Source organism: Microbacterium sp., from assembly GCF_047602155.1.
Lineage (GTDB): Bacteria > Actinomycetota > Actinomycetes > Actinomycetales > Microbacteriaceae > Microbacterium.
Map to the genome: position 1 here is coordinate 3,085,395 of NZ_JASGHZ010000001.1, position 21,859 is coordinate 3,107,253.

General features: G+C 71.1%; 22 protein-coding genes. 10 read left to right on the top strand and 12 right to left on the bottom strand.

What is annotated here, in order from left to right; translation table 11 throughout:
- Positions 1–116 precede the first annotated feature (116 nt).
- Positions 117–1,634, top strand: a complete 1,518-nt coding sequence (locus tag QM720_RS14275; protein WP_415127629.1) for a DEAD/DEAH box helicase — start codon at positions 117–119, stop codon at positions 1,632–1,634.
- Positions 1,635–1,774: 140 nt separating this feature from the next.
- Positions 1,775–2,191: an SHOCT domain-containing protein gene (locus QM720_RS14280; protein ID WP_415127631.1), complete on the top strand. Its 417-nt coding sequence runs from the start codon at positions 1,775–1,777 to the stop codon at positions 2,189–2,191.
- Between the two features lie 36 nt (positions 2,192–2,227).
- On the opposite strand, the gene QM720_RS14285 is transcribed toward QM720_RS14280, so the two are convergent.
- Positions 2,228–3,091, bottom strand: coding sequence for a PHP domain-containing protein (locus QM720_RS14285; RefSeq protein ID WP_415127633.1), 864 nt, complete (start codon positions 3,089–3,091; stop codon positions 2,228–2,230).
- A 69-nt stretch (positions 3,092–3,160) separates the two neighbouring features.
- On the opposite strand from QM720_RS14285, the gene QM720_RS14290 reads away from it, so the two are divergent.
- Both QM720_RS14290 and QM720_RS14295 read left to right on the top strand, forming a co-directional pair.
- Entirely contained in the window at positions 3,161–4,192 is a 1,032-nt protein-coding gene (locus QM720_RS14290) for an endonuclease/exonuclease/phosphatase family protein (RefSeq protein ID WP_415127635.1), read from the top strand.
- Between the two features lie 28 nt (positions 4,193–4,220).
- Entirely contained in the window at positions 4,221–5,660 is a 1,440-nt protein-coding gene (locus QM720_RS14295) for an aminopeptidase P family protein (protein ID WP_415127637.1), read from the top strand.
- A gap of 7 nt (positions 5,661–5,667) precedes the next feature.
- On the opposite strand, the gene QM720_RS14300 is transcribed toward QM720_RS14295, so the two are convergent.
- Positions 5,668–6,300: a general stress protein gene (locus QM720_RS14300; RefSeq protein ID WP_415127639.1), complete on the bottom strand. Its 633-nt coding sequence runs from the start codon at positions 6,298–6,300 to the stop codon at positions 5,668–5,670.
- A gap of 76 nt (positions 6,301–6,376) precedes the next feature.
- Here QM720_RS14300 and QM720_RS14305 point away from each other — a divergent pair, with 76 nt between their 5' ends.
- The 3 genes from QM720_RS14305 to QM720_RS14315 are packed head-to-tail and all read left to right on the top strand — an operon-like array spanning position 6,377 to position 9,341.
- On the top strand, positions 6,377–7,666 hold the full coding sequence (locus QM720_RS14305; RefSeq protein WP_415127641.1) for a magnesium transporter MgtE N-terminal domain-containing protein: 1,290 nt from the start codon (positions 6,377–6,379) through the stop codon (positions 7,664–7,666).
- Positions 7,666–8,184, top strand: coding sequence for a DUF1003 domain-containing protein (locus QM720_RS14310; RefSeq protein ID WP_415127643.1), 519 nt, complete (start codon positions 7,666–7,668; stop codon positions 8,182–8,184). Before QM720_RS14305 ends, QM720_RS14310 begins: the two co-directional genes overlap by 1 nt.
- An 11-nt stretch (positions 8,185–8,195) precedes the next feature.
- Positions 8,196–9,341 carry an Mrp/NBP35 family ATP-binding protein gene (locus tag QM720_RS14315; protein ID WP_415127958.1) on the top strand — a complete coding sequence of 382 codons (1,146 nt, stop codon included), beginning with the start codon at positions 8,196–8,198 and terminating at the stop codon, positions 9,339–9,341.
- Positions 9,342–9,466: 125 nt separating this feature from the next.
- On the opposite strand, the gene QM720_RS14320 is transcribed toward QM720_RS14315, so the two are convergent.
- Positions 9,467–9,877, bottom strand: a complete 411-nt coding sequence (locus QM720_RS14320; protein ID WP_415127645.1) for a Sec-independent protein translocase TatB — start codon at positions 9,875–9,877, stop codon at positions 9,467–9,469.
- A gap of 72 nt (positions 9,878–9,949) precedes the next feature.
- Between QM720_RS14320 and QM720_RS14325 the strand changes: the two genes are divergently transcribed.
- Positions 9,950–10,582, top strand: a complete 633-nt coding sequence (locus QM720_RS14325; RefSeq protein WP_415127647.1) for an O-methyltransferase — start codon at positions 9,950–9,952, stop codon at positions 10,580–10,582.
- 272 nt (positions 10,583–10,854) lie between these two features.
- Here the strand turns inward: QM720_RS14325 and QM720_RS14330 are convergent, their stop codons facing one another.
- The 3 genes from QM720_RS14330 to dapE all read right to left on the bottom strand — a co-directional run bounded on the left by QM720_RS14330 (position 10,855) and on the right by dapE (position 13,437).
- Positions 10,855–11,028: a DUF3117 domain-containing protein gene (locus tag QM720_RS14330; protein ID WP_415127649.1), complete on the bottom strand. Its 174-nt coding sequence runs from the start codon at positions 11,026–11,028 to the stop codon at positions 10,855–10,857.
- A gap of 119 nt (positions 11,029–11,147) precedes the next feature.
- Positions 11,148–12,191, bottom strand: a complete 1,044-nt coding sequence (locus tag QM720_RS14335; protein ID WP_415127651.1) for a hypothetical protein — start codon at positions 12,189–12,191, stop codon at positions 11,148–11,150.
- A gap of 172 nt (positions 12,192–12,363) precedes the next feature.
- Positions 12,364–13,437 (bottom strand): succinyl-diaminopimelate desuccinylase, encoded by a 1,074-nt coding sequence (gene dapE / locus QM720_RS14340; protein WP_415127653.1) that lies wholly within the window; start codon positions 13,435–13,437, stop codon positions 12,364–12,366.
- Positions 13,438–13,481: 44 nt separating this feature from the next.
- Here dapE and dapD point away from each other — a divergent pair, with 44 nt between their 5' ends.
- Both dapD and ppk2 read left to right on the top strand, forming a co-directional pair.
- Entirely contained in the window at positions 13,482–14,426 is a 945-nt protein-coding gene (dapD, locus tag QM720_RS14345) for a 2,3,4,5-tetrahydropyridine-2,6-dicarboxylate N-succinyltransferase (RefSeq protein ID WP_415127655.1), read from the top strand.
- A gap of 75 nt (positions 14,427–14,501) precedes the next feature.
- The gene (gene ppk2 / locus QM720_RS14350) at positions 14,502–15,305 is read left to right on the top strand and encodes a polyphosphate kinase 2 (protein WP_415127960.1); all 804 of its coding nucleotides are present in this window, start codon (positions 14,502–14,504) and stop codon (positions 15,303–15,305) included.
- Positions 15,306–15,444: 139 nt separating this feature from the next.
- Here ppk2 and QM720_RS14355 read toward each other — a convergent pair whose 3' ends face one another.
- The 6 genes from QM720_RS14355 to typA form a co-directional block, all read right to left on the bottom strand.
- A complete protein-coding gene (locus QM720_RS14355) occupies positions 15,445–16,524 on the bottom strand; it encodes a hypothetical protein (protein ID WP_415127657.1) in 1,080 nt (359 codons plus the stop codon).
- 10 nt (positions 16,525–16,534) lie between these two features.
- Positions 16,535–17,830, bottom strand: a complete 1,296-nt coding sequence (locus QM720_RS14360) for a citrate synthase (protein WP_415127659.1) — start codon at positions 17,828–17,830, stop codon at positions 16,535–16,537.
- A gap of 107 nt (positions 17,831–17,937) precedes the next feature.
- Entirely contained in the window at positions 17,938–19,047 is a 1,110-nt protein-coding gene (dapC, locus tag QM720_RS14365; RefSeq protein ID WP_415127661.1) for a succinyldiaminopimelate transaminase, read from the bottom strand.
- Positions 19,047–19,367 (bottom strand): ferredoxin, encoded by a 321-nt coding sequence (gene fdxA, locus QM720_RS14370; protein WP_415127663.1) that lies wholly within the window; start codon positions 19,365–19,367, stop codon positions 19,047–19,049. The genes dapC and fdxA overlap by 1 nt, the downstream gene beginning before the upstream one ends.
- Entirely contained in the window at positions 19,364–19,777 is a 414-nt protein-coding gene (locus tag QM720_RS14375) for a histidinol dehydrogenase (protein ID WP_415127665.1), read from the bottom strand. The genes fdxA and QM720_RS14375 overlap by 4 nt, the downstream gene beginning before the upstream one ends.
- A gap of 67 nt (positions 19,778–19,844) precedes the next feature.
- Complete coding sequence (typA, locus tag QM720_RS14380) at positions 19,845–21,758, bottom strand: translational GTPase TypA (protein ID WP_415127667.1); 1,914 nt, start codon at positions 21,756–21,758, stop codon at positions 19,845–19,847.
- Between the last annotated feature and the right edge of the window lie 101 nt (positions 21,759–21,859).

Here is a 21,859-nt window from a genome sequence, read left to right on the forward strand (position 1 = left end):
CCCCCTCCGGTAGGGTGGAGAAGTCCCGGCGACGGATCGGGACCGCCGCGCCTGTGGCTGAGTGAAGGGCGTGGACTCTCTCACCGGCGGCTTCTCACCGCCAGACAGGCAGATTCGTGACGACTTTCGCAGAGCTCGGTGTCGACGCCGACATCGTCGAGGCCCTCGCGGCCAAGGGCATCGTGGATGCCTTCCCGATCCAGGAGCAGACGATCCCCCTGGGCATTCCGGGACAGGACATCATCGGCCAGGCCAAGACCGGCACCGGCAAGACGTTCGGCTTCGGCATCCCGGTGGTCCAGCGTCTCGGGCTCGACCCGGAGCCCGGCGTGAAGGCGCTCATCGTCGTCCCCACGCGCGAGCTCGCCGTGCAGGTGTACGAAGACATGGACATGCTGACGCAGAACCGCCCCACGAGCGTCGTCGCGATCTACGGCGGCAAGGCGTACGAAGGACAGATCGACCAGCTCAAGGCCGGCGCCCAGATCGTTGTGGGCACGCCCGGCCGGCTCATCGACCTGAACAACCAGCGCCTGCTCGACCTGTCCAACGCGACCGAGGTCGTGCTCGACGAGGCCGACAAGATGCTCGACCTCGGCTTCCTCGCCGACATCGAGAAGATCTTCCAGAAGGTGCCCGCCGTCCGGCACACGCAGCTGTTCTCGGCCACCATGCCCGGCCCGATCGTGGCGCTCGCGCGCCGGTTCATGTCGAACCCCATCCACATCCGCGCGACCGATCCCGACGAGGGGCTCACGCAGGCGAACATCCGCCACCTCGTCTACCGCGCGCACTCGCTCGACAAGGACGAGGTCATCGCCCGCATCCTGCAGGCCGACGGCCGCGGCAAGACCGTCGTGTTCACCCGCACCAAGCGCGCCGCGCAGAAGCTCGTCGACGAACTGAGCGACCGCGGATTCAACGCGGGGGCCGTGCACGGCGACATGAGCCAGGAGTCGCGGGAGCGCTCGATGGCAGCCTTCAAGGCCGGCAAGCGCGATGTGCTGATCGCGACGGATGTGGCCGCGCGCGGCATCGACGTCGACGACGTCACGCACGTCATCAACCACACGATCCCCGACGACGAGAAGACCTACCTGCACCGCGCCGGCCGCACGGGCCGCGCCGGCAAGACCGGCATCGCGGTGACGTTCGTCGACTGGGACGACCTGCACAAGTGGGCGCTCATCAACCGCGCGCTCGAGTTCGGTCAGCCCGAGCCGGTCGAGACGTACTCGTCGAGCCCGCACCTGTACACCGACCTCGACATCCCGGCCGGCACCAAGGGCCGCATCGCGAAGGCGCCGAAGACCGAGACGGTGCGCACGCAGCAGCCCGCCCGCGCGGCTGCGGCCGCCGCCGAAGGCACGGCCGAGGGCGGCACGCGCCGCCGGCGCCGCCGGCGCTCGGGATCGACGCCGGTGGGTGCGAGCTTCGCCGAAGGCGCCGAGCCGACGACGGATGCCGCCGGTGCCGCATCCGGTGAGTCCGGTCCGGCGCGGGGTGGCGAGGGCGCCGGCACGCACGACGGCGCCGGCCGCGAGCACCACGACGGCAAGCCTGCGCCCGCGCGCCGGCGTCGCCGTCGCCGCGGCGGCTCGCCCGCCGCGGGTGCTCCCGCCGCGGGCGCCTGACCCACCGCGCGCATCCTCATTTATGGGGAACCCTCTCACGCGGGGTGTGATGGCGCGCGTCATGTGACGATACGAGCCCGCCGCGGGCCTATCGTTGTTCTCAGCGGCATCCGCCGCATCCGACCTTTCGAAAGGCTGTCATGCGTTTCATCGACGCGACCGTGGAGTACCACGGCTTCTGGGGTTCGCTCGGCGACCTCATCTGGTGGTTCCTCACCTTCTTCATCTTCTTCGCCTACCTCATGGCGCTGTTCTCGGTCATCTCCGACCTGTTCCGCGACCGCGAGCTGAACGGATGGCTCAAGGCCATCTGGGTCGTCTTCCTGGTCTTCGTACCGTTCCTGACGCTGCTGGTCTACCTCATCGCACGCGGCCCCGGTATGGCGCGCCGCAGCGCGGCGCAGGCGCAGCAGTTCCAGGACGCGCAGGACGCCTACATCAAGTCGGTCACCGGCACGAGCCCCACCGACCAGATCGCCCAGGCCAAGAGCCTGCTCGACGCGGGCGCCATCTCGCAGGCCGAGTTCGACGCGCTCAAGGCCAAGGCGCTGAGCTGACCTTCGGCACCGCCTCGGAGGCGCCCTCGCTCCTGCCTACGGCAGGACGGGGGCGCTTCCCGTTGCGCGGTCGATGATGCGGGCGACCATCTCGTCGTCGGTCGTGTACTCCCCCAGCCGGTTCGGCTTGCCCCAGCCGTGATAGTCGCTCGACCCGGTCGCGATGAGATCCCGCTCCGCGACGAGCGCGCGCAGCCGCGTCAGCCCCGGCTCACGGTTCTCGCGATGGCCGAGCTCGAACCCGGCGAGCCCCGCCCGCAGCATCCGCTCGATCACACGGTCTGGCAGCACGGCGCCCCGCCCCGCCGCGTGCGCGACGATCGGCACGCCACCGGCGTGCGCGATCGCGGCGACGGCCGTCACCGGGTCGGGCGCGTACAGTTCGACGTAGTAGTCGCTGCGCGGATGCAGGATGCCGGCGAACGCCTCCTCCCGGTCACGCACGTGCCCCTTCGCGACGAGTGCGTCGGCGAGGTGCGGGCGCCCGACGCTCGCGCCCACGGCGGTCTGGCCGAGCACGTCGTCCCACGTGAGATCGAAGTCGCGCTCGATGCGGCCGGCCATCTCGCGCGCCCGTGTCAGCCGCGAACGCCGGATGCGGTCGGTCAGAGCGCGCAGCCCGTCGTCGTCGGGGTCGAACAGATAGCCCAGCACATGGACGCTGCGCCACTCGTGCCGCGCCGACAGCTCCATGCCGGGGAGCAGCGCGACCCCGAGCGCACGCGCCGCGGCGGCGGCCTCGGCCCAGCCCGACGTCGTATCGTGATCGGTCAGCGCCACGGTGCGCAGCCCTGCGGCATGCGCCGAGGCCAGCACCTGGGCGGGCGACTCGGTGCCGTCGGAGTGGTCGGAGTGCAGGTGCAGATCGCTCGGGCCGTGGAACGCCCGGGGCTCTGTCATGATCCGAGCGTAGCGGCGGGGCACGCGGCGCGCCGGGAACTCCCAGGACGCTGACGTAGAGTCGCACGCGTGCTGCGCCTGATCGGAATCCTCGTGACCGTTCTGGCCGCCATCGCCGCCGCGATCGTGATGTGGCCGCAGTTCTTCCGCCTCGAGCGCACCTGGCCGCTCGCGCAGATCGTGTCGCTGCGGGGCGTCGTGGTGGTGGTGTTCGCGGCGGTGCTGCTGCTCGCGCTGCTGCTGTGCCTGGTGCGGGCGCTGCGGGGCTTCGCGGCATCCATCGCGATCATCGCCCTCATCGCCGGCGGCGTGAACGTCGCCATCCTCGTCGCGCGCGGCACCGGCCCGGGAACGCTGCCGGCACAGACTGAGAGCAGCATCCGGGTGATGACCTGGAACACCGCGGGCGACGCGACCGACGCCCAGCTGATCGCGCAGACCGCGATCGCGATGCAGGCCGACATCGTGGCCCTGCCCGAGACGACGAGCGAGACCGGCGAGGCGGTCGCGGTCGCGATGCGCGAGCTGGGATCGCCGATGTGGGCCCACCACGAGAGCTACGGCGACCGCGAGGGCTACCCGGACTGGGCCGCGAACTCGACGACGCTGCTCATCTCCCCCGCGCTCGGCGACTACGCTGTCGTCGCCTCGACCTCAGACGGCACGACGAACACGTCGTCCGTGCCGAGCGTGGTCGCCATGCCCGTCGACGGCACCGGCCCCATCGTCGTGGCCGTGCACGCCGTCGCGCCCCGGCAGAGCTTCATGGCCGACTGGCGCGATGATCTGCAGTGGATCGCCGACCAGTGCGCGGCCGACGACGTCATCATGGCCGGCGACTTCAACGCGACCGTCGACAACATGGCGCAGCTCGGCACCGGCGACGCGACCCTCGGGCGCTGCCGCGACGTCGCCGTCCAGACCGGGATCGGCGCCGTCGGCACCTGGTCGACCGAGTGGCCGGCGCTGCTGGGCACGCCGATCGACCACGTCATGGCGACGGATGCGTGGACTCCCGTCGGCGCCGTCGTCCTCGACTCGCTGGACACCAGCGGCAGCGACCACCGCCCCCTCGTCGTGCAGTTCGAGCCCGCCCGCTGACCGCGCCCGAGGTGGGAGACTGGATGCCATGACCACCACGAGCGACAGCGACACGATCGCGCAGGCACCCCAGACGCAGACCCCAGCATCCGACGCGCCCGCCGAGAACACCAACCGCAAGCAGCCGTTCCCGCAGGGGTTTCTCGACACCATCTCCGAGGGGTGGGCCGAGCGCCCCGACCTGACGCCGCCGCAGCGCGCGCAGGCGCCGTTCGCCGGCGCGCGCCGCGACGCCGTCTCGGCGGCGTTCCCCGGTAGGCGGCTCGTGATCCCGGCCGGCGGCTACAAGGTGCGCTCGAACGACACCGACTACCCGTTCCGCGCGCACTCCGCCTTCTCGCACCTCACCGGCTGGGCCAGCGACGCCGTGCCCGACTCGGTGCTCGTCTTCGATCCGCGGCCGGATGCCGGCCACGACGTCACCCTCTACCTGCGCGAACGCGCCGACCGCACGACGGCCGAGTTCTACGGCGACGCGACGATCGGCGAGTTCTGGATCGGCCCGCGCCCCGCCCTCGACGGCGTCGCCGCCGACCTCGGGCTCGCCACCGCGCACCTCGACGCGTTTCAGGCGACGGATGCCGACCTCGTGCTCGACGAAGACGACGAGCTGACCCGCTTCGTCTCCGAGCTGCGACTGGTCAAGGACGAATACGAGGTCGAGCAGCTGCGCCTCGCGGTCGCCGTCACCGCGCGCGGGTTCGACGACATCGTCGCGGATCTGCCCCGCATCATCGCGACGCCGCGCGGCGAGCGCGCCGTCGAGGGCGTCTTCCATCACCGCGCGCGCGTCGAGGGCAACGGCGAAGGCTACGACACGATCGCGGCCTCCGGCCCGCACGCCTGCTACCTGCACTGGACGCGCAACGACGGCGCCGTCGTGCCGGGCGATCTCATCCTCATCGACGCGGGCGTCGAGGTCGACAGCCTCTACACCGCCGACATCACCCGCACCCTGCCGGTGTCGGGGACGTTCACGCCCATCCAGCGCGCCATCTACGAGACGGTGCGCGAGGCCGCCGACGCCGCGCTGGCCGCCGCGCGGCCCGGGGTGAAGTTCCGCAGCGTCCACGAGGCCGCCATGAGGGTCATCGCCGAGCGCGTCGCCGAGTGGGGTCTGCTGCCGGTGACCGCCGAGGAGGCGCTCGACGCCGACAAGGGCGGCCAGCACCGCCGGTACATGGTGCACGGCACGAGCCACCACCTCGGCATCGACGTGCACGACTGCGCGCAGGCGCGCCGCGAGATGTACTACGACGGCATCCTTCGTGCGGGCATGGTGTTCACGATCGAGCCCGGGCTGTACTTCCAGATCGACGACCTCACCGTTCCCGCGGAGTACCGCGGCATCGGGGTGCGCATCGAGGACGACATCCTCATGACCGCGGACGGACCCGTGAACCTGTCGGCGGCCATCCCGCGCACGGCCGACGAGGTCGAGGCCTGGATCGCGCGCGCAGGTCGCTGAGCGCGGTTCACTGCGGCGGCGGGGCGGGCCGGTCCTGCTCGGCGGGCGGCGGCGCGTCGATGCGCTCGCCGTACTGCGGCGGGGGCAGTTCGATCCGCTCGCCGTACTGCGGCGGTGCGGCGGGGGAAGCCGGCGCCTCGGGGTCGGTGCGGGGCGTGGCCGGAGTGAACGCCAGAGGCGCGGGGGTCTTCGTGCGCCCGACGACCTCGCGGGCGCGATGGATGCTGCGCGGCAGCACCGTGACCTCGTACCGGTCGGCGAGCACCTGCGTCACAGAGGTGTAGTCGCGCCGGCGCCGCACGATCGCATAGGCGATGAGGCTCATCAGCATGCCGAGCGCGATGCCGACGAACATGACGCCGACGAACAGCTGGATGCCGGCGCCCGTCGTGCCGAGCACGAAGATCGCCGAGAACAGCAGACCGAGGAGGATGCCGTTGATCGCGCCCGACCGCGCCGCGGCCGCGTAGCCGAGCCGCCCCGTGATGGTCTCCACCGAGCGCAGCCCGTGCCCGACGATCGCGATGTCACGCGCCGGGATGTCGGCTTCGATCAGCTGCGAGACGGCCTTCTGCGCGGCCGGATACGTGGCGAAGTCGGCGATCTTCTCGCCGGTCTCCTGCGGAATGCCGCCACTCATGCTCACGCATCCATCTTGTCACGCGCCGGGGGTGCCGGTCCCGCGAGGGCGGGAGCACGCGGACTACGCTGGACGAGTGAGTACGCAGAGGGTTTTCGTGGCACGCCTGGTCGGCTGCACCGTTTTCGACCCCGCGGGCGACCGGCTCGGCAAGGTCCGGGACGTCGTCGTCATCTACCGAAAAGACGACCCGCCCCGCGTCGTCGGGCTCGTGGTCGAGATCCCCGGGCGTCGCCACGTCTTCCTCTCGATCGGCCGCGTGACCTCCATCCAGCCCGGCCAGGTCATTTCCACCGGTCTCATCAACGTGCGCCGCTTCCAGCAGCGCGGCGGCGAGGTGCGGGTCATGAGCGAACTGCTCGGGCGCAAGGTGTTCTTCACCGACGGCTCGGGGCAGGCCGTCATCGAAGACGTCGGCATCGAACGCGACCGGCTCGGCGAATGGGACATCGGCCAGCTGTTCCTGCGCAAGCCCAAGACCAGCGCGTCGCCCTTCGCCAAGGGGCCGACGACGTTCGCGAACTGGAACCAGGTGCGCGAGCAGCTCTCCCCCGGCGAGGCGCAGTCGGCCGAGCAGCTCGTCGCGACCTACTCCGAGCTCAAGCCCGCCGACCTCGCCAACACGCTGCTCGACCTGCCGGAGGAGCGCCTGCTCGAAGTGGCCGAGGAGCTCTCCGACGACCGCCTCGCCGACGCGCTCGAAGAGATGCCGGAAGACGAGCAGGTGCACATCCTCGAAGCGCTCGGTGACGAGCGCGCCGCCGACATCCTCGACCAGATGGAGCCCGACGACGCGGCCGACGTGCTGGCCCAGCTGCCGGAAGATCAGCGTGAGGAGCTGCTCGAGCTCATGGAGCCGGAGGAGGCGGAGGATGTCCGCGCCCTCCTGAAGTACGGCCCGGACACGGCCGGCGGCCTCATGACGAGCGAGCCGATCGTGTTGTCGGCCGACTCGACGGTCGCCGAAGCGCTCGCCCTCATCCGCCGGCACGAGCTGCACCCGGCTCTCGCCGCGGCCGTGTTCATCACGCTGCCGCCCTACGAGACCCCCACGGGCAGGCTCCTGGGTACGGTGCACTTCCAGCGGATGCTGCGCTACCCGCCGCACGAGCGGCTCGGGGCCATCATCGACGACACCCTCGATCCGGTGCCCGCGACGGCCTCGGCCGCCGAGGTGGCGCGCCTGCTGGCCAGCTACAACCTCGTGTCGCTGCCGGTCGTCGACCAGGCGCACCGGCTCGTCGGCGCCGTCAGCGTCGACGACGTCCTCGACTACCTGCTGCCCGAAGACTGGCGTTCGCACGACGGCGACGAGCCCGTCGCCGCGGTCTCGACGAGCACGGCGAGCATCCCGAGGAGGCGCTGATGGCCCGCACCCCCCGCCGGACCGCGCTCGATGCCCCCCTCGGCCGCACGACCCGGCTCACCCGCACCCCGCAGCCTTCGCGCGACCGGTTCGGCCGGTTCACCGAGTGGATCGCCCGCGCCATGGGCACGCCCATGTTCCTGCTCATCCTGTCGGCGTTCTGCGTCGCGTGGATCACCTGGAACACGCTCGCCCCCGAACCGGTGCGCTTCGACGACGCCGCGCTCGGGTTCACCGCGCTGACCCTCGTGCTGTCGCTGCAGGCGTCGTACGCGGCTCCCCTCATCCTGCTGGCGCAGAACCGGCAGGACGACCGCGACCGCGTGCAGATCGAGCAGGACCGCCAGCGCGCCGAGCGCAATCTCGCCGACACCGAATACCTCGCCCGCGAGGTCGTCGCGCTGCGCATGGCGCTGACCGAGGTCTCCGAGCAGGTCGTCACGCGCGACGTGCTGCGGCAGGAGCTCAAGGCGCTGCTCGAGCAGCTCGACGCGCCTCGCGAGCCCAGCGGTCCGTGACCGACCCGGCGATGGATGCCGCCGTCCGCCGCGCGGTCGGCGCGGTGGTCGACCCCGAACTGCGTCGCCCGCTGGCGGAGCTCGACATGGTTCGCGCCGTCGTGGTCGACGGCGACGTCGCGCGCGTGGGCATCGCCCTGACGATCGTCGGATGCCCGGCCGCCGACCGCATCGAGCGCGACGTGCGGGCGGCAGCGGCATCCGTCGCGGGCATCGCCGAGGTGGTCGTCGAGGTCGGCGTCATGACGCCCGCCGAGCGCCACGCGCTGACCGAGCGGCTGCGCGGCGGGCGCGCCGCCCGCGTCATGCCGTTCGGCCCCGATGCGCTGACGCGGGTGATCGCCGTCACGAGCGGCAAGGGCGGCGTCGGCAAGTCGACTCTGACGGCGAACCTCGCCGTCGCGCTCTGCGCCCGCGGGCTCGCGGTGGGCCTCGTCGACGCCGACGTGCACGGGTTCTCGATCCCGGCGCTGCTCGGCCTCGTCGGCCCCGACGGGCGCCCGCCCGCCCCGACCCGCATCGACGACCTCATGCTGCCGCCGGTGGCGTACGGGGTGAAGGCGATCTCGATCGGGATGTTCCTGCCGCCGTCGGAGGCCGGCCGTCCGGCCTCCGGCGCCGTCGCGTGGCGGGGGCCGATGCTGCATCGCACGGTGCAGCAGTTTCTCACCGACGTGTTCTTCGGCGACCTCGACGTGCTGCTCATCGACATGCCGCCCGGCACCGGCGACATCGCGATCTCGGTCGGCCAGCTGCTGCCCCACGCCGAGGTGCTCGTCGTGACGACACCGCAGACCGCGGCATCCGATGTCGCGGTGCGCAGCGGCCTGGTGGCGGCGCAGACCGGTCAGCGCGTGATCGGCGTCGTGGAGAACATGGCCGCGATGGTGCTGCCCGATGGGACGACGCTGGACCTGTTCGGCTCGGGCGGCGGCGCGGCGGTGGCCGCGGCGCTGTCGACGGATGCCGCCCCGGTGCCGCTGCTGGCCTCGGTGCCGCTGAGCGTCGCACTGCGCGAGGGCGGCGACGCGGGCGTGCCGGTCGTGGTCGGCGCGCCCGGCGACGCCGCGGCGCAGGCGATCGAGCACGTCGCGGCGTCCCTCGCCGCGACGCCACGCGGCCTGTCCGGCCGCCCCCTGCCGTTCACCCCCGCGTGACCACAGCCTCGCTCGTGTTGACCCTGCCGGTTGGGCACGAGCCGGCCCCGTGCACACCGTTCGCAATCGGCCGGGTCGACAACAAGGGGCAGGTTCGACGGGGCGGCATGATTGGGGGCGCGAGGTCAGGTCGCCTCGTTGTCGAACGGCACATCGCGGGACGGGTCGAAGGCGACGGCTACCGCGGACGGCGCGGCGGGCGCCGTCGCGGGCGCGGGGGCAGCGGTCGCCGCGGCGGCGGTCGTCGCGGCGGCGGGGGCGGCGGCGGTCGGCACCGGTGCGTCGTCGAGCAGCGCCTCACGGATGATGCGGCGCGGGTCGTACTGACGCGGGTCGAGCTTGCGCCATTCGACGTCGTCGAAGTCTTCGCCGAGCTCGTCCTTCATGCGCGTCTTCGCGCCGCTGAGCCATTCCCGCGCGCGCCGGGTGAACTGCGCCAGCTTCGCGGCGTAGGCGGGCAGGCGCTCGGGGCCGATCACCAGGATCGCGACGATCCCGATGAGCAGGAGCTTGTCCAAGTCCAAGCCGTTGAACATGCATCCAGGTTACCCGTGCGCCTGCACGCTCCCGTGCGGCGCGCACCGTACGCTGGCGGTGAAGGAGTGGACATGGCAGAGCAGGATGCGATCCGCAGGTACGTCGACGAGGTGACCGCCGAGCCCGAGGCGATCGAGCGGGCGCGCGCGCACGCGCTGGAGCTCGGCGCCGACCCGATCAGTGCCGCCATCGGCGCGCAGATCGCGATCGTGTCCGCGGCCACCGATGCCCTGAACATCGTCGAGATCGGCACCGGCGCCGGCGTGTCGGGCCTCTGGCTGCTGCACGGGTCGCCGCGCGCCACGCTCACGACCATCGACGTCGAACCCGAGCACCTCGCCGCCGCGCGGTCGGCCTTCGCCGACGCGAAGATCCCGCCGGCGCGGGCCCGGTTCATCACCGGCCGTGCCGCCGACGTGCTGCCGCGCATGAACGAGGCGTCGTACGACATCGTGCTGGTGGATGCCGACCCCGAAGGCGTCATCGAATACGTCGAGCACGGGCTGCGCCTCGTGCGCCCCGGCGGCACCGTGCTCGTGCCGCGGGTGCTCGGCGGCGGCGCCGTCGCCGACCCGGTGCGCCGCGACCCGCAGACCTCGGCCTATCGCTCCCTCATCCAGGAGACGCAGTCCTCCCCCGCGGTCCTCGGCGCCCTGTCCATCGTCGGCGAGGGTCTGCTGCAGCTGACGACGGTCCGCGAGTAGCGGCATCCGTCCCCGCCCGGCGCCCATCCACCGCCCGGCGCCCATCCACCGTCCGCCCCCACTCGGCATCCATCCGGCCCCCATCCACCGTCCCGAAAAACGGAAGAATCGCGAAAAACGGATGGATACCGGCGGATCCATCCGTTTTTCGCGTCATATCCGTTTTTCAGCCGACGGACACGGCGCACCCAACACACCCGACGGCACCCGGCGGCATGCGCGGACGCGAAAATGGCCGGTCCGAAGACCGGCCATTCGCAGTTCGGCGATCGTCAGGCGGCGCCGACGACCTCGCTGAGGACGCCGTGGAGTTCCTTGGCCTCGTCGTCGTTGACGGAGACGACCAGGCGGCCGCCGCCCTCGAGGGGAACACGGACGATGATCAGACGCCCCTCTTTGACGGCCTCCATAGGTCCGTCTCCGGTTCGCGGCTTCATGGCTGCCATGGTGAGGCTCCCTTTCGTCTTCGGAATACCTCACAAGTTTATCGGTAACCCGGACACCCGGTCGCCACGGGCCGTCACACCCCTCACACGCGCCACTCGCGTCACATCGATCACCGCCGTCAGGGGATCTGCGTGTAGGTGTTGCCGAGGGCGAGCATCTGATAGATCCACCACCACTGAGCGACGAGGCCGAGTCCCAGCATCCCCCAGCGCCACACCGGATGCCGCGGACCCGCGACCGCGCCGTACAGCGGTGCGAGGGGCAGCAGCAGGCGGAACAGGCTCGAGGTCGGGAAGAAGACGAGGAGCAGGTAGATGAGGTAGCTCGCCGACCACAGCCGGATCTCCGGCCCGAGCCGCTTCACGTGCGGTTCGAACAGCAGCGTCGCGGCGAGGACGGCCACCGCCAGCGCGAGCGCCACGTACCCGAGCGCCTCGGGCAGCCCCCACAGCCGGAACCACAGGGCGGCGGCCTGCACGAACCCCTGCAGCGGGACGAATCCGGCGTCGTGCGCGCCGGTCCAGTCCCGCCGCCACGACAGCTCGGTCTCCAGGTAGGCACCGGGGTCGCCCGTGACGTAACCCGCGATCACCTGCCACGAGAATCCGACGAGCACCGCGAGCAGCCCGAGAAGAACGACGTGCACGACCTCGGTGGCCGGGAGCGGGTCGGTACGGCGGCACCACCAGCGGACGATGCCGTACAGCCCCAGCAGCAGCGCGAAGGCGAGCACACCCGGGCGGGTATATGCCATCAGCGGAATGAGCAGGTAGAGCCAGCCGAAGCGGCGCCGCACGAGGCACGACAGCGCGAGGAACAGCCACAGCAGGAACAGCGATTCGGCGTATCCCATCTGGAACAGCGCCGCGAGCGGCCCCGCCGCCAGCAGCGCGACCGCCCACATCGACGTCGATGCGCCGACGCGCTCCCGCAACAGGTGGAAGAGCACGAGACACGCGAAGTATCCGGCGACGATCGCGAGCACGACGGCGGCGAGCGGGTAGTTGCCGCCGAACACCGTGGCCAGCGCCCGCGACAGCGCCGGATACAGCGGCATGAACGCCCACGCGTTCTGCGTGACGTTGCCGGCGTCGTCGACCGGCAGATCGGCGGGGTAGCCGTCGACACCCACGACCCAGTACCACTGCCCGTCCCAGCCCATCGACAGCGACGCGAGCGACGCGTCGGCCCCGAACCTCGACTCGGGGCCGACAGCTCCGCCGCGATGACGAGGAACACCGTCGTCACGACCCGCGCCGCCGTGTACACGAGCGCGATCAGCAGCGCGGGATGCAGCCGCAGATCGTGACCCGCACGCGCCGCCGGGACAGGGTTCACGCGGTCAGCCACTCCCGCAGACCTCGCTCGACGTCTTCGATCTGCGCGTACGAGACGCGCTCCTCGTCGTGGTGGGCCAGGCTCGGATCGCCCGGCCCGTAGTTGACGGCGGGCACGCCCAGTGCCGAGAACCGTGCGACGTCGGTCCACCCGTACTTGGGGCGCGGCTCGGCGCCGACGGCGGCGAGGAACTCCTGCGCGAGCGGCGCGTCCAGCCCCGGACGGGCACCCGCGGCGCGGTCGACGATCTCGACGTCGAAGCCCTCCAGCGCGCTGCGCACGTGCCGCTCGGCCTCGTCGAGCGTGCGGCTGGGCGCGAAGCGGTAGTTGACCTCGACCTCGCACAGATCGGGGATGACGTTGCCCGCGACGCCCCCGCCGATGCGCACGGCGTTGAGCCCCTCGCGGTACACGAGCCCCTCCACCGGCACCTCCCGGGCACGATACTCCGCCAGGCGCGCGAGGATCGGAGCCGCGGCGTGGATCGCGTTCTCCCCCATCCAGGAGCGGGCGCTGTGCGCGCGGACGCCGTGGGTGCGGGCGATGGCGCGCAGATTGCCGTTGCAACCGCCCTCCACGTTGCCGTTGGACGGCTCACCCAGAATCGCGAAGTCGGCGGCGAACAGGTCGGGGCGGGTCCGCGCCAGCCGGGTGAGGCCGTTGCGCTCGGCATCCACCTCTTCGTGGTCGTACCAGAGCCACGTGATGTCGACGCGCGGAGCGATCAGCTCGGCGGCGAGCGTGAGCTGCACCGCGACGCCGCCCTTCATATCGACCGTGCCCCGCCCCCACAGGTAGGGCTGCCCGTCGATCTCGATGTCGCGGACCGGCAGGTTGCCGTTGATCGGCACCGTGTCGATGTGCCCGGCCAGGGCCACCCGCTGGGGGCGGCCGAGGTTCGTGCGCGCGACGATCGTGTCGCCGTCGCGGTAGACGTCGAGATGGCCGAGGGCGCTCACGGCCTCGAAGATCGCGTCGGCGAGCGTCGTCTCGTCGTCGGAGACGCTCGGGATGTCGCAGATCGTGCGCGTGAGGTCGACGGACGAGACAGACAGATCGAGCGCGGGCATGCCGTCGAGTCTATCCGCGGCACTTCCCCCGATACGCTGGACGGATGAGCGAGAAGCGTCTGATCTGGGGTGCCGGGCTGGCAACGGCGGCGGCGGACGGCACCGTGCTGGACACCTGGTATCCGTCTCCGGCGGCGGGCCCTGCGCCGGAGGCCCCCGACACGAGCGCCCTCGACGCGTTCGCGGGGCCGGACGAGCGTCGCGAGGTCACCGTGCAGGTGGTCGTCGTCGAGATCGATCTGGATGCCGCCCCCAGCGGCACGAGCGATGCCTATCTGCGCCTGCACGCGCTCTCGCACCTGCTCGCCCTGCCGAACGAGGTGAACCTCGACGGCATCTTCGGCCACCTGCCGAACGTCGCGTGGACGACCGCCGGCCCCGTGCACCCCGATGCGGTGGCGCGGCTGCGCCCCGGGCTGCAGCGCGCCGGCATCCAGATCCAGGGCATCGACAAGTTCCCGCGCCTCACCGACTACGTCACGCCCGCCGGCGTGCGCATCGCCGACGCGTCGCGCGTGCGCCTGGGCGCCCACCTCGCGCCGGGCACGACGGTCATGCACGAGGGGTTCGTCAACTTCAACGCCGGCACGCTGGGCGCCTCGATGGTCGAGGGCCGCATCTCGCAGGGCGTCGTCGTCGGCGACGGGTCGGACATCGGCGGCGGCGCCTCGATCATGGGCACCCTCTCCGGCGGCGGCACGCATCGGGTCTCCATCGGCGCGCGGACGCTGCTCGGCGCCAACGCCGGCATCGGCATCTCGCTCGGCGACGACTGCATCGTCGAGGCCGGGCTGTACGTGACCGCCGGCACGAAGATCGTGCTGGTGGGCGAGCCGCCGCGCGCCGACGGCGCGGCGCAGACCGTCAAGGGCGCCGCCCTGTCGGGCCAGAACGGCATCCTCTTCCGCCGCAATTCGCTCACCGGCGCCGTCGAAGCGGTCAGGCGGGGTGGCGCGGGGGTCACCCTCAACGAGGCGCTCCACGCCTGAGCCGAGGGTTTTACACGCCCGAATCCTTCGACATGGCCGGGATTCGGCCCCTATGCTCGGGGCATGAGCGACCGTATGCCGAAGAAGCTGTACGAGAACGAACTGACCCGCCTGCAGGCGCAACTGGTGGAGATGCAGGCGTGGGTGCAGTCCACCGGCGCCCGCATCGTCGTGATCTTCGAGGGACGCGACGCCGCCGGCAAGGGGTCGACGATCAGCCGCGTGCAGCAGTATCTCAATCCCCGCATCACGCGCGTCGTCGCCCTCCCGACGCCGACCGAGCGCGAGCAGACCCAGTGGTACTTCCAGCGCTACATCGCCCACCTGCCGGCCAAGGGCGAGATCGTGCTGATGGACCGCTCCTGGTACAACCGCGGCGGCGTGGAGCACGTCATGGGCTACTGCACCAACGCGCAGTACCACCGGTTCCTGCACCAGGCGCCCATCTTCGAGCGGATGCTCGTGGAAGACGGCATCCTGCTGCTGAAGTACTGGTTCAGCGTGTCGGATGTCGAGCAGGAGAACCGGTTCCGCTCGCGCAACGAAGACCCCATGCGGCGGTGGAAGCTCTCCCCCAACGACGTGCTGTCGATCACCAAGTGGGAGGACTATTCGCGCGCGAAGGACACGATGTTCGTGCACACCGACATCCCCGAGGCGCGCTGGTTCGAGGTCGACAACGAGGACAAGCGCCGCGGCCGGATCAACATGATCCACCACCTGCTGTCGCAGATCCCGTACCAGCAGGTCGAGCGCGCCCCCATCGACATCCCGGCGCGCCCCCGTTCCGGCGGTTACGAGCGCCCGCCGCGCGAGCTGCAGAACTACGTGCCCGACTACGCCGCGACGCTGAGGCACGCGGCGCCCGTCGAAATCTGAGGAGATGTGGAGTTCTGAGGAGGCATCCGGGCGAAAGGCTCCTCAGAAACCCGCAGGCTCCTCAGATTTCCACGAAGGATGCCGGGACGAAGGATGCCGGGACAGGGACGCCCGGGGCGAGTCGGGCCGCCGCGCGCCGTCACACGCCGGCCGACGCCCGCCGCCACGGCCCTTCGGGGGCGTCGGCGCACCAGTGCACGCGCGGCTCGTCCGACGCGCGGACGAGGCCGGTGAGCCAGTACGTCTCGTCGGGGCCCCAGCCGGCGACGACGCTCGCGCACTCGTCGTCGACCGCGATCGCACGAGTGGATGCCGTCAGGTACGCCCACGCCGTCAGATGCACGGCGTCCCAGTCCGCGGCGACCCTGCCCCAGTCCGGCAGCACCCACCGGCCGATCCACCCCGTCGTGCGGTACCAGTCGTGCCGCCGCGAGGCGGTGACCTCCAGCGGATAGCGGGCGCACAGCCGCGCCCAGTCGTCGCCCGAGCGCACCTCGAACGTGCGGCCCGCACCACGGACGGGGATCGCGACGGCACGCTTCCAGCCGAATCCGTCCTCGATGTACGGGATGCCGACCGGCACACCCGACGGCAGTGCGCCCGTGGAGTGCGGGGCACCGTACGGATGCGACCACCAGGTGCCGCTCCAGTTGGCATTCGGGTCAGCTGGACGCTCCGCGGCCGCTTGCGCCTCCTCCTCGCGCGCGCCGGTGCTCCAGCGCGCCGCGGCATCCGGAGCGGCATCGAACGGCGCACCGTCCGCGACGGGATCGAACTCGATCGCCCACTGCGCGGCGGTGCGTTCGCGCCGCCACCACTGCGTCGCCGGATGCCGCTGAAGCACCCCGGCGATCGCCGTCAGCGCATCGCACACCACGGGCTCGGCGGCGACGAGGTCTTCACCGTCGGGCTGCTCCCAGTACCTCGCACTGTCGACGCAGCGCAGCATCGCGACGTCGAGCTCCGCGCCGTCCACCTCCAGCCCGCCGAGCGCGCGGATGCCCGCGGCCAGGTCCGCCGACGTGCCCCGCGGCGTCACCGCCCCGCGGGTCTCGAAGGTCGAGCCGTCCTCGTTCACCCCGAAGCGCACGATGCCGGCACCCGCGGCGACACCGGCGTTGTAGGCGAGGTCGAACAGGATGCCGCCCACGTCGGCGTCGGCATGGCGCGCCAGCTCGAGGCACAGTCGCCGGCCGCGGGGGCCGTCGAGCAGGGTCATCGTGACGCCGTCAGAGGGCGCCGGGGTAGTCCCGCTCGGCGGCGCCGGTGTAGAGCTGCTGCGGGCGGCCGATCTTCGTCTGCGGGTCGTACTGCATCTCGCGCCAGTGCGCGAGCCAGCCGGGCAGGCGCCCGATGGCGAACAGCACCGTGAACATCCGCGTCGGGAAGCCCATCGCCTTGTAGATCACGCCGGTGTAGAAGTCGACGTTCGGGTAGAGGCGACGCTCCTTGAAGTAGTCGTCTTCCAGGGCGACGTGCTCGAGCTCCTGCGCGAGGTCGAGGAGCGGATCGTGTACGCCGAGCTCGGCGAGGATCTCGTCGGCCGATTCCTTGACGAGCCGCGCGCGCGGGTCGTAGTTCTTGTAGACGCGGTGCCCGAAGCCCATCAGCTTCACGCCGTCTTCCTTGTTCTTGACCCGCTCGACGAAGCGCTGCACGCTCTCACCCGAGTCGCGGATGCGGGCGAGCATGTCGAGCACCGCCTCGTTGGCGCCGCCGTGCAGCGGACCGTACAGGGCGTTGATGCCCGCCGAGATCGAAGAGAACTGGTTCGCACCGGTCGAACCGACCAGGCGCACCGTCGAGGTCGACGCGTTCTGCTCGTGGTCTTCGTGCAGGATGAGCAGCCGCTCCAGCGCCCGCGACATGACCGGGTTCACCTGGTAGATCTCGGCCAGCACCCCGAAGTTGAGCTTCAGGAAGTTGTCGACGAAGCTCAGCGAGTTGTCGGGGTAGAGGAAGGCCTGCCCGATGCTCTTCTTGTGCGCGTAGGCCGCGATCACGGGCAGCTTCGCGAGCAGGCGGATCGTGTTCAGCTCGACGTGCTCGGGGTTGTTCGGGTCGGACTGGCCCTCGTAATAGGTCGACAGTGCGGCCGTCGCGGCGGACAGCATCGACATCGGGTGCGCCGTGTGCGGGAGCGCCGAGAAGAAACGCTTGAGATCTTCGTGCAGCAGCGTGTGGCGACGGATCTTGTCGTCCCACTCCTCCAGTTGAGCGGCCGTCGGCAGCTCGCCGTACAGCAGCAGCCAGGCGACCTCGAGGTAGGTGCTGTTCTTCGCGAGCTGTTCGATCGGATACCCGCGATAGCGCAGAATGCCCTGGTCGCCGTCGATGAACGTGATCGCCGACTTCGTCGCCGCCGTGTTGACGAAGCCGTAGTCGAGGGCGGTATGCCCGGTCTGCCGCGTGAACGTGGAGAAATCGACGCTCGCGACACCCGCGGTGCCGGACAGAATCGGAAGCTGTGCGGTGCGGTCACCCACGGTGACGGTGGCCAGCTGCGGGGTTCCTTCGTCGCTCACGAAGCCTCCTTGCGGTCGGGCATGCGGTGCTTACAGCCTAGTGGCCGTGTGGGCCTACTCCGACTCCCTGCAAAGGATCGCGCGATCCGCAGGAGGATTGCTACGGCTCACCCGGCATCCGTCAGGCGCCGCGCCGCCTCGGCGATGCGCTCGTCGGTCGCCGTCAGCGAGAAGCGCACGTGCTGCGGGAAGTGCGTGCCGTAGAAGACGCCGGGGCCGGCGAGGATGCCGAGGCCCGCGAGCCGGTCCATCGACTCCCACGCGTCGCGCCCCTCGGTCGCCCAGAGGTACAGGCCGCCCTCGGAGTGGTCGATGCGCAAGCCCGCCGCCTCCAGCGCGGGGCGCAGCACGTCGCGGCGCGTGCGGTAGCGCTCGCGCTGCGCCGCCACGTGCGCGTCGTCGCGCAGGGCGACGGCCATCGCCGCCTGCACAGGGGCGGGCAGCATGAGCCCGAGGTGCTTGCGCGCCGTCAGCAGGCGCGCGACGAGGGCGGCATCGCCCGCGAGCAGGGCGGCGCGGTATCCGGCGAGATTCGACTGCTTGCTGAGCGAGTACACCGACAGCACGGCGCTGCGATCGTCGCCGACGACGCGCGGATCGAGGATGCTGGGAACCCGCTCGACGGCCCACGGCCCCTCCCAGCCGAGCTCGGCGTAGCACTCGTCGGAGGCGACGACGGCGCCCAGTTCGCGCGCACGGGACACGGCGGCGCGCAGTTCGTCGACGCCGAGCACGCGCCCGTCGGGGTTCCCCGGGCTGTTGAGCCACACCAGGCGTGTCCCGTCCGGCCACTGGGCCGGGTCGTCGGCGGCGACCGGCGTCGCGCCGACGAGCTTCGCGCCGACCTCGTAGGTCGGATACGCGGCCCGCGGATGCACGACGACGTCCCCCGGCCCGAGGCCGAGCAGCAGCGGCAGCAGCGCGACGAGCTCCTTCGAGCCGACCGTGGGAAGCACCTCGGCGACGCTCAGCCCCGGTACGCCGCGCCGGCGCGCGTACCAGTCGACGATCGCCTCGCGCAGGGCCGGGGTGCCCACCGTCTGCGGGTAGGCGTGCGCGTCGGTCGCGGCCTTCAACGCGTCGGCGACGACCTGGGGGGTCGCATCGACCGGCGAGCCGATCGACAGGTCGACGATGCCCGCCGGATGCGCCTGGGCGCGCGCGGCGTAGGGGGCGACGGCATCCCACGGATACTCGTCGAGATCGCGGACCGACATCAGTGCGCCTGCGGGGGAAGCGCGGCGACGATGGGGTGGTCTTTCGGGATCACGCCGATCTTGGCGGCACCGCCGGGCGAGCCGATGTCCTCGAAGAACTCGACGTTCGCGGTGTAGTAGTCCTGCCACTCGTCGGGCAGGTCGTCTTCGTAGTAGATCGCCTCGACGGGGCAGACCGGCTCACAGGCACCGCAGTCGACGCACTCGTCGGGGTGGATGTAGAGGGAGCGTTCGCCTTCGTAGATGCAGTCGACGGGACACTCGTCGATGCAGGCCCGGTCCTTCACATCCACGCACGGCAGCGCGATCACATACGTCACGCGTGCAAGTCTAGTTCGTGCTCCGCAGCGTCGGCCGTGGCCGCGGGCGTCGGTCGGCGCGCCGGCCACGCGACGACGACGGCGACCAGTAGGGGGACGGCGATCGACCAGATCGCACCCGTGGGCAGCTCGCCGTCGGCGGGAGCGGGCACGACGACCGAGCCGCCCGGGCCCGTGCCCGAGAACAGGAACGTCGCCACCAGCGCACCGACGCCGGTCGCCAGCGCCGCCCAGCGGTCGGCCGTGAGCACCCGGACCGCCACCAGCAGGGCACCCGTGCCGACGAGCGCGACGAGGAGACCGACCGGGATCGCGGCCCACGTGGCGGACTGCCCGATCGTGCCGGCGACACCGTAGACGATTCCGATGACGACGGCGACGGCCCACGTCCCGATCCGCGCGATTCCCACCCTGCGAGTCTACGTCTGCCCGGCGCGGCGGGAGGCGGCATCCATCGTCACCGTCGGCCGTTCGCGCTCAGGCGTTCGCGTCCTGGCGCTTGAGGCGCGCCGTGGCGCGGCCGCGCTCGGTCGCATCCAGCACGACCTTGCGGATGCGCACCTTCTCGGGGGTGACCTCGACGCATTCGTCGTCGCGGGCGAACTCCAGCGACTCCTCCAGCGTGAGGGTGCGCGGCGGGGTCATCGACTCGAACGAGTCCGAAGTGGAGGAGCGCATGTTGGTGAGCTTCTTCTCCTTCGTGATGTTCACGTCCATGTCGTCGGCGCGCGAGTTCTCGCCGATGACCATGCCCTCGTAGACCTCTTCGGTGGGCTGCACGAAGAAGCTCATGCGCTCCTGCAGGGCGATGATCGCGAACGGCGTCACGACGCCCATCCGGTCGGCGACGATCGACCCGTTCTGGCGGGTCACGATGTGCCCGGCCCAGTCGTCGTAGCCGTGCGAGATGGCGTTGGCGATGCCGGTGCCGCGCGTGATCGTGAGGAACTCGCTGCGGAAGCCGATGAGCCCGCGCGAGGGCACGACGAACTCCATGCGCACCCAGCCGGTGCCGTGGTTGGTCATCGTCTCCATGCGGCCCTTGCGCGCCGCCATGAGCTGCGTGATGGCGCCGAGGTGCTCTTCGGGCGCGTCGATCGTCAGGTGCTCGAACGGCTCCTGGATCTTGCCGTCCTCGCCCTTGCGCGTGACGACCTGCGGCTTGCCGACGGTGAGCTCGAAGCCCTCGCGGCGCATGTTCTCGACGAGGATCGCGAGCGCCAGCTCGCCGCGGCCCTGCACCTCCCACGCGTCGGGGCGGCCGATGTCGACGACCTTGAGCGACACGTTGCCGACCAGTTCGCGGTCGAGGCGGTCCTTGACCATGCGGGCCGTCAGCTTGTGACCCTTGACCTTGCCCATGAGGGGCGACGTGTTGGTGCCGATCGTCATCGAGATGGCCGGGTCGTCGACCGTGATCGCCGGGAGCGGCCGCACGTCTTCGGGGTCGGCGATGGTCTCGCCGATCGTGATGTCCTCGATGCCCGCGATCGCGACGATGTCGCCGGGGCCGGCCGACTCGGCCGGGTAGCGCTCCAGCGCGCGGGTCTTCAGCAGCTCGGTGATGCGGGCGCCCCGGTGCGAGCCGTCGTGGCGCACCCAGGCGACCGTCTGCCCCTTCTTGAGGGTTCCGTTGAAGACCCGCAGCAGCGCCAGGCGGCCGAGGAACGGCGACGAGTCGAGGTTCGTGACCCACGCCTGCAGCGGCGCCTCGTCGTCGTACGACGGCGCCGGCACGTGCTCGAGGATCGCCTGGAACAGCGGCTCGAGATCGGCGTTGTCGGGCAGCTCGCCATTGGCGGGGCGGGTGCGGGATGCCGCGCCGGCACGACCCGAGGCGTAGACCACCGGCACGTCCAGCAGCGCGTCGACATCGAGGTCGGGCACGTCGTCGTGCAGGTCGGACGCGAGCCCCAGCAGCAGGTCGTGCGCCTCCTCCTCGACCTCGGCGATGCGCGCGTCGGGGCGGTCGGTCTTGTTGACGAGCAGGATGACGGGCAGCTTCGCCTCGAGCGCCTTGCGCAGCACGAAGCGGGTCTGCGGCAGCGGGCCCTCCGACGCATCCACCAGCAGCACGACCCCGTCGACCATCGACAGACCGCGCTCGACCTCGCCGCCGAAGTCGGCGTGGCCGGGCGTGTCGATGACGTTGATCGTCACCGGCACCTCGGTGTGGATGCCGTTGTAGGTGATCGCCGTGTTCTTGGCGAGGATCGTGATGCCCTTCTCACGCTCCAGGTCGTTCGAGTCCATGGCGCGCTCTTCGACGTGCGCGTGCTCCCCGAACGATCCGGTCTGGCGCAGCATGGCGTCCACGAGCGTCGTCTTGCCGTGGTCGACGTGCGCGACGATCGCGACGTTGCGGAGGTCCGGACGGAGGGCGTGCGCCATGGAGGTGTCCTTGTGGGAGAAGAAGAATGGGATGCCGGCGACGCAGAAACGGTCGCGGACATCCCATTCTACAAGAGCAGGCTGAGGGCTCCTAGACAAGA

Excerpts from the sequence above, each read along its gene's own strand:
- QM720_RS14300 (WP_415127639.1), bottom strand. The coding sequence starts at position 6,300 with ATGAGTGGCGGCATTCCGCAGGAGACCGGCGAGAAGATCGCCGACTTC.
- QM720_RS14315 (WP_415127958.1), top strand. The coding sequence starts at position 8,196 with ATGGATGCCGCCGTCCGCCGCGCGGTCGGCGCGGTGGTCGACCCCGAA.
- QM720_RS14335 (WP_415127651.1), bottom strand. The coding sequence starts at position 12,191 with ATGGGCTGGGACGGGCAGTGGTACTGGGTCGTGGGTGTCGACGGCTAC.
- QM720_RS14280 (WP_415127631.1), top strand. The coding sequence starts at position 1,775 with ATGCGTTTCATCGACGCGACCGTGGAGTACCACGGCTTCTGGGGTTCG.
- QM720_RS14325 (WP_415127647.1), top strand. The coding sequence starts at position 9,950 with ATGGCAGAGCAGGATGCGATCCGCAGGTACGTCGACGAGGTGACCGCC.
- typA (WP_415127667.1), bottom strand. The coding sequence starts at position 21,758 with ATGGCGCACGCCCTCCGTCCGGACCTCCGCAACGTCGCGATCGTCGCG.
- dapD (WP_415127655.1), top strand. The coding sequence starts at position 13,482 with ATGAGCGAGAAGCGTCTGATCTGGGGTGCCGGGCTGGCAACGGCGGCG.
- dapE (WP_415127653.1), bottom strand. The coding sequence starts at position 13,437 with ATGCCCGCGCTCGATCTGTCTGTCTCGTCCGTCGACCTCACGCGCACG.
- QM720_RS14320 (WP_415127645.1), bottom strand. The coding sequence starts at position 9,877 with ATGTTCAACGGCTTGGACTTGGACAAGCTCCTGCTCATCGGGATCGTC.
- dapC (WP_415127661.1), bottom strand. The coding sequence starts at position 19,047 with ATGTCGGTCCGCGATCTCGACGAGTATCCGTGGGATGCCGTCGCCCCC.
- QM720_RS14355 (WP_415127657.1), bottom strand. The coding sequence starts at position 16,524 with ATGACCCTGCTCGACGGCCCCCGCGGCCGGCGACTGTGCCTCGAGCTG.
- ppk2 (WP_415127960.1), top strand. The coding sequence starts at position 14,502 with ATGCCGAAGAAGCTGTACGAGAACGAACTGACCCGCCTGCAGGCGCAA.
- QM720_RS14295 (WP_415127637.1), top strand. The coding sequence starts at position 4,221 with ATGACCACCACGAGCGACAGCGACACGATCGCGCAGGCACCCCAGACG.
- QM720_RS14310 (WP_415127643.1), top strand. The coding sequence starts at position 7,666 with ATGGCCCGCACCCCCCGCCGGACCGCGCTCGATGCCCCCCTCGGCCGC.
- QM720_RS14330 (WP_415127649.1), bottom strand. The coding sequence starts at position 11,028 with ATGGCAGCCATGAAGCCGCGAACCGGAGACGGACCTATGGAGGCCGTC.
- QM720_RS14285 (WP_415127633.1), bottom strand. The coding sequence starts at position 3,091 with ATGACAGAGCCCCGGGCGTTCCACGGCCCGAGCGATCTGCACCTGCAC.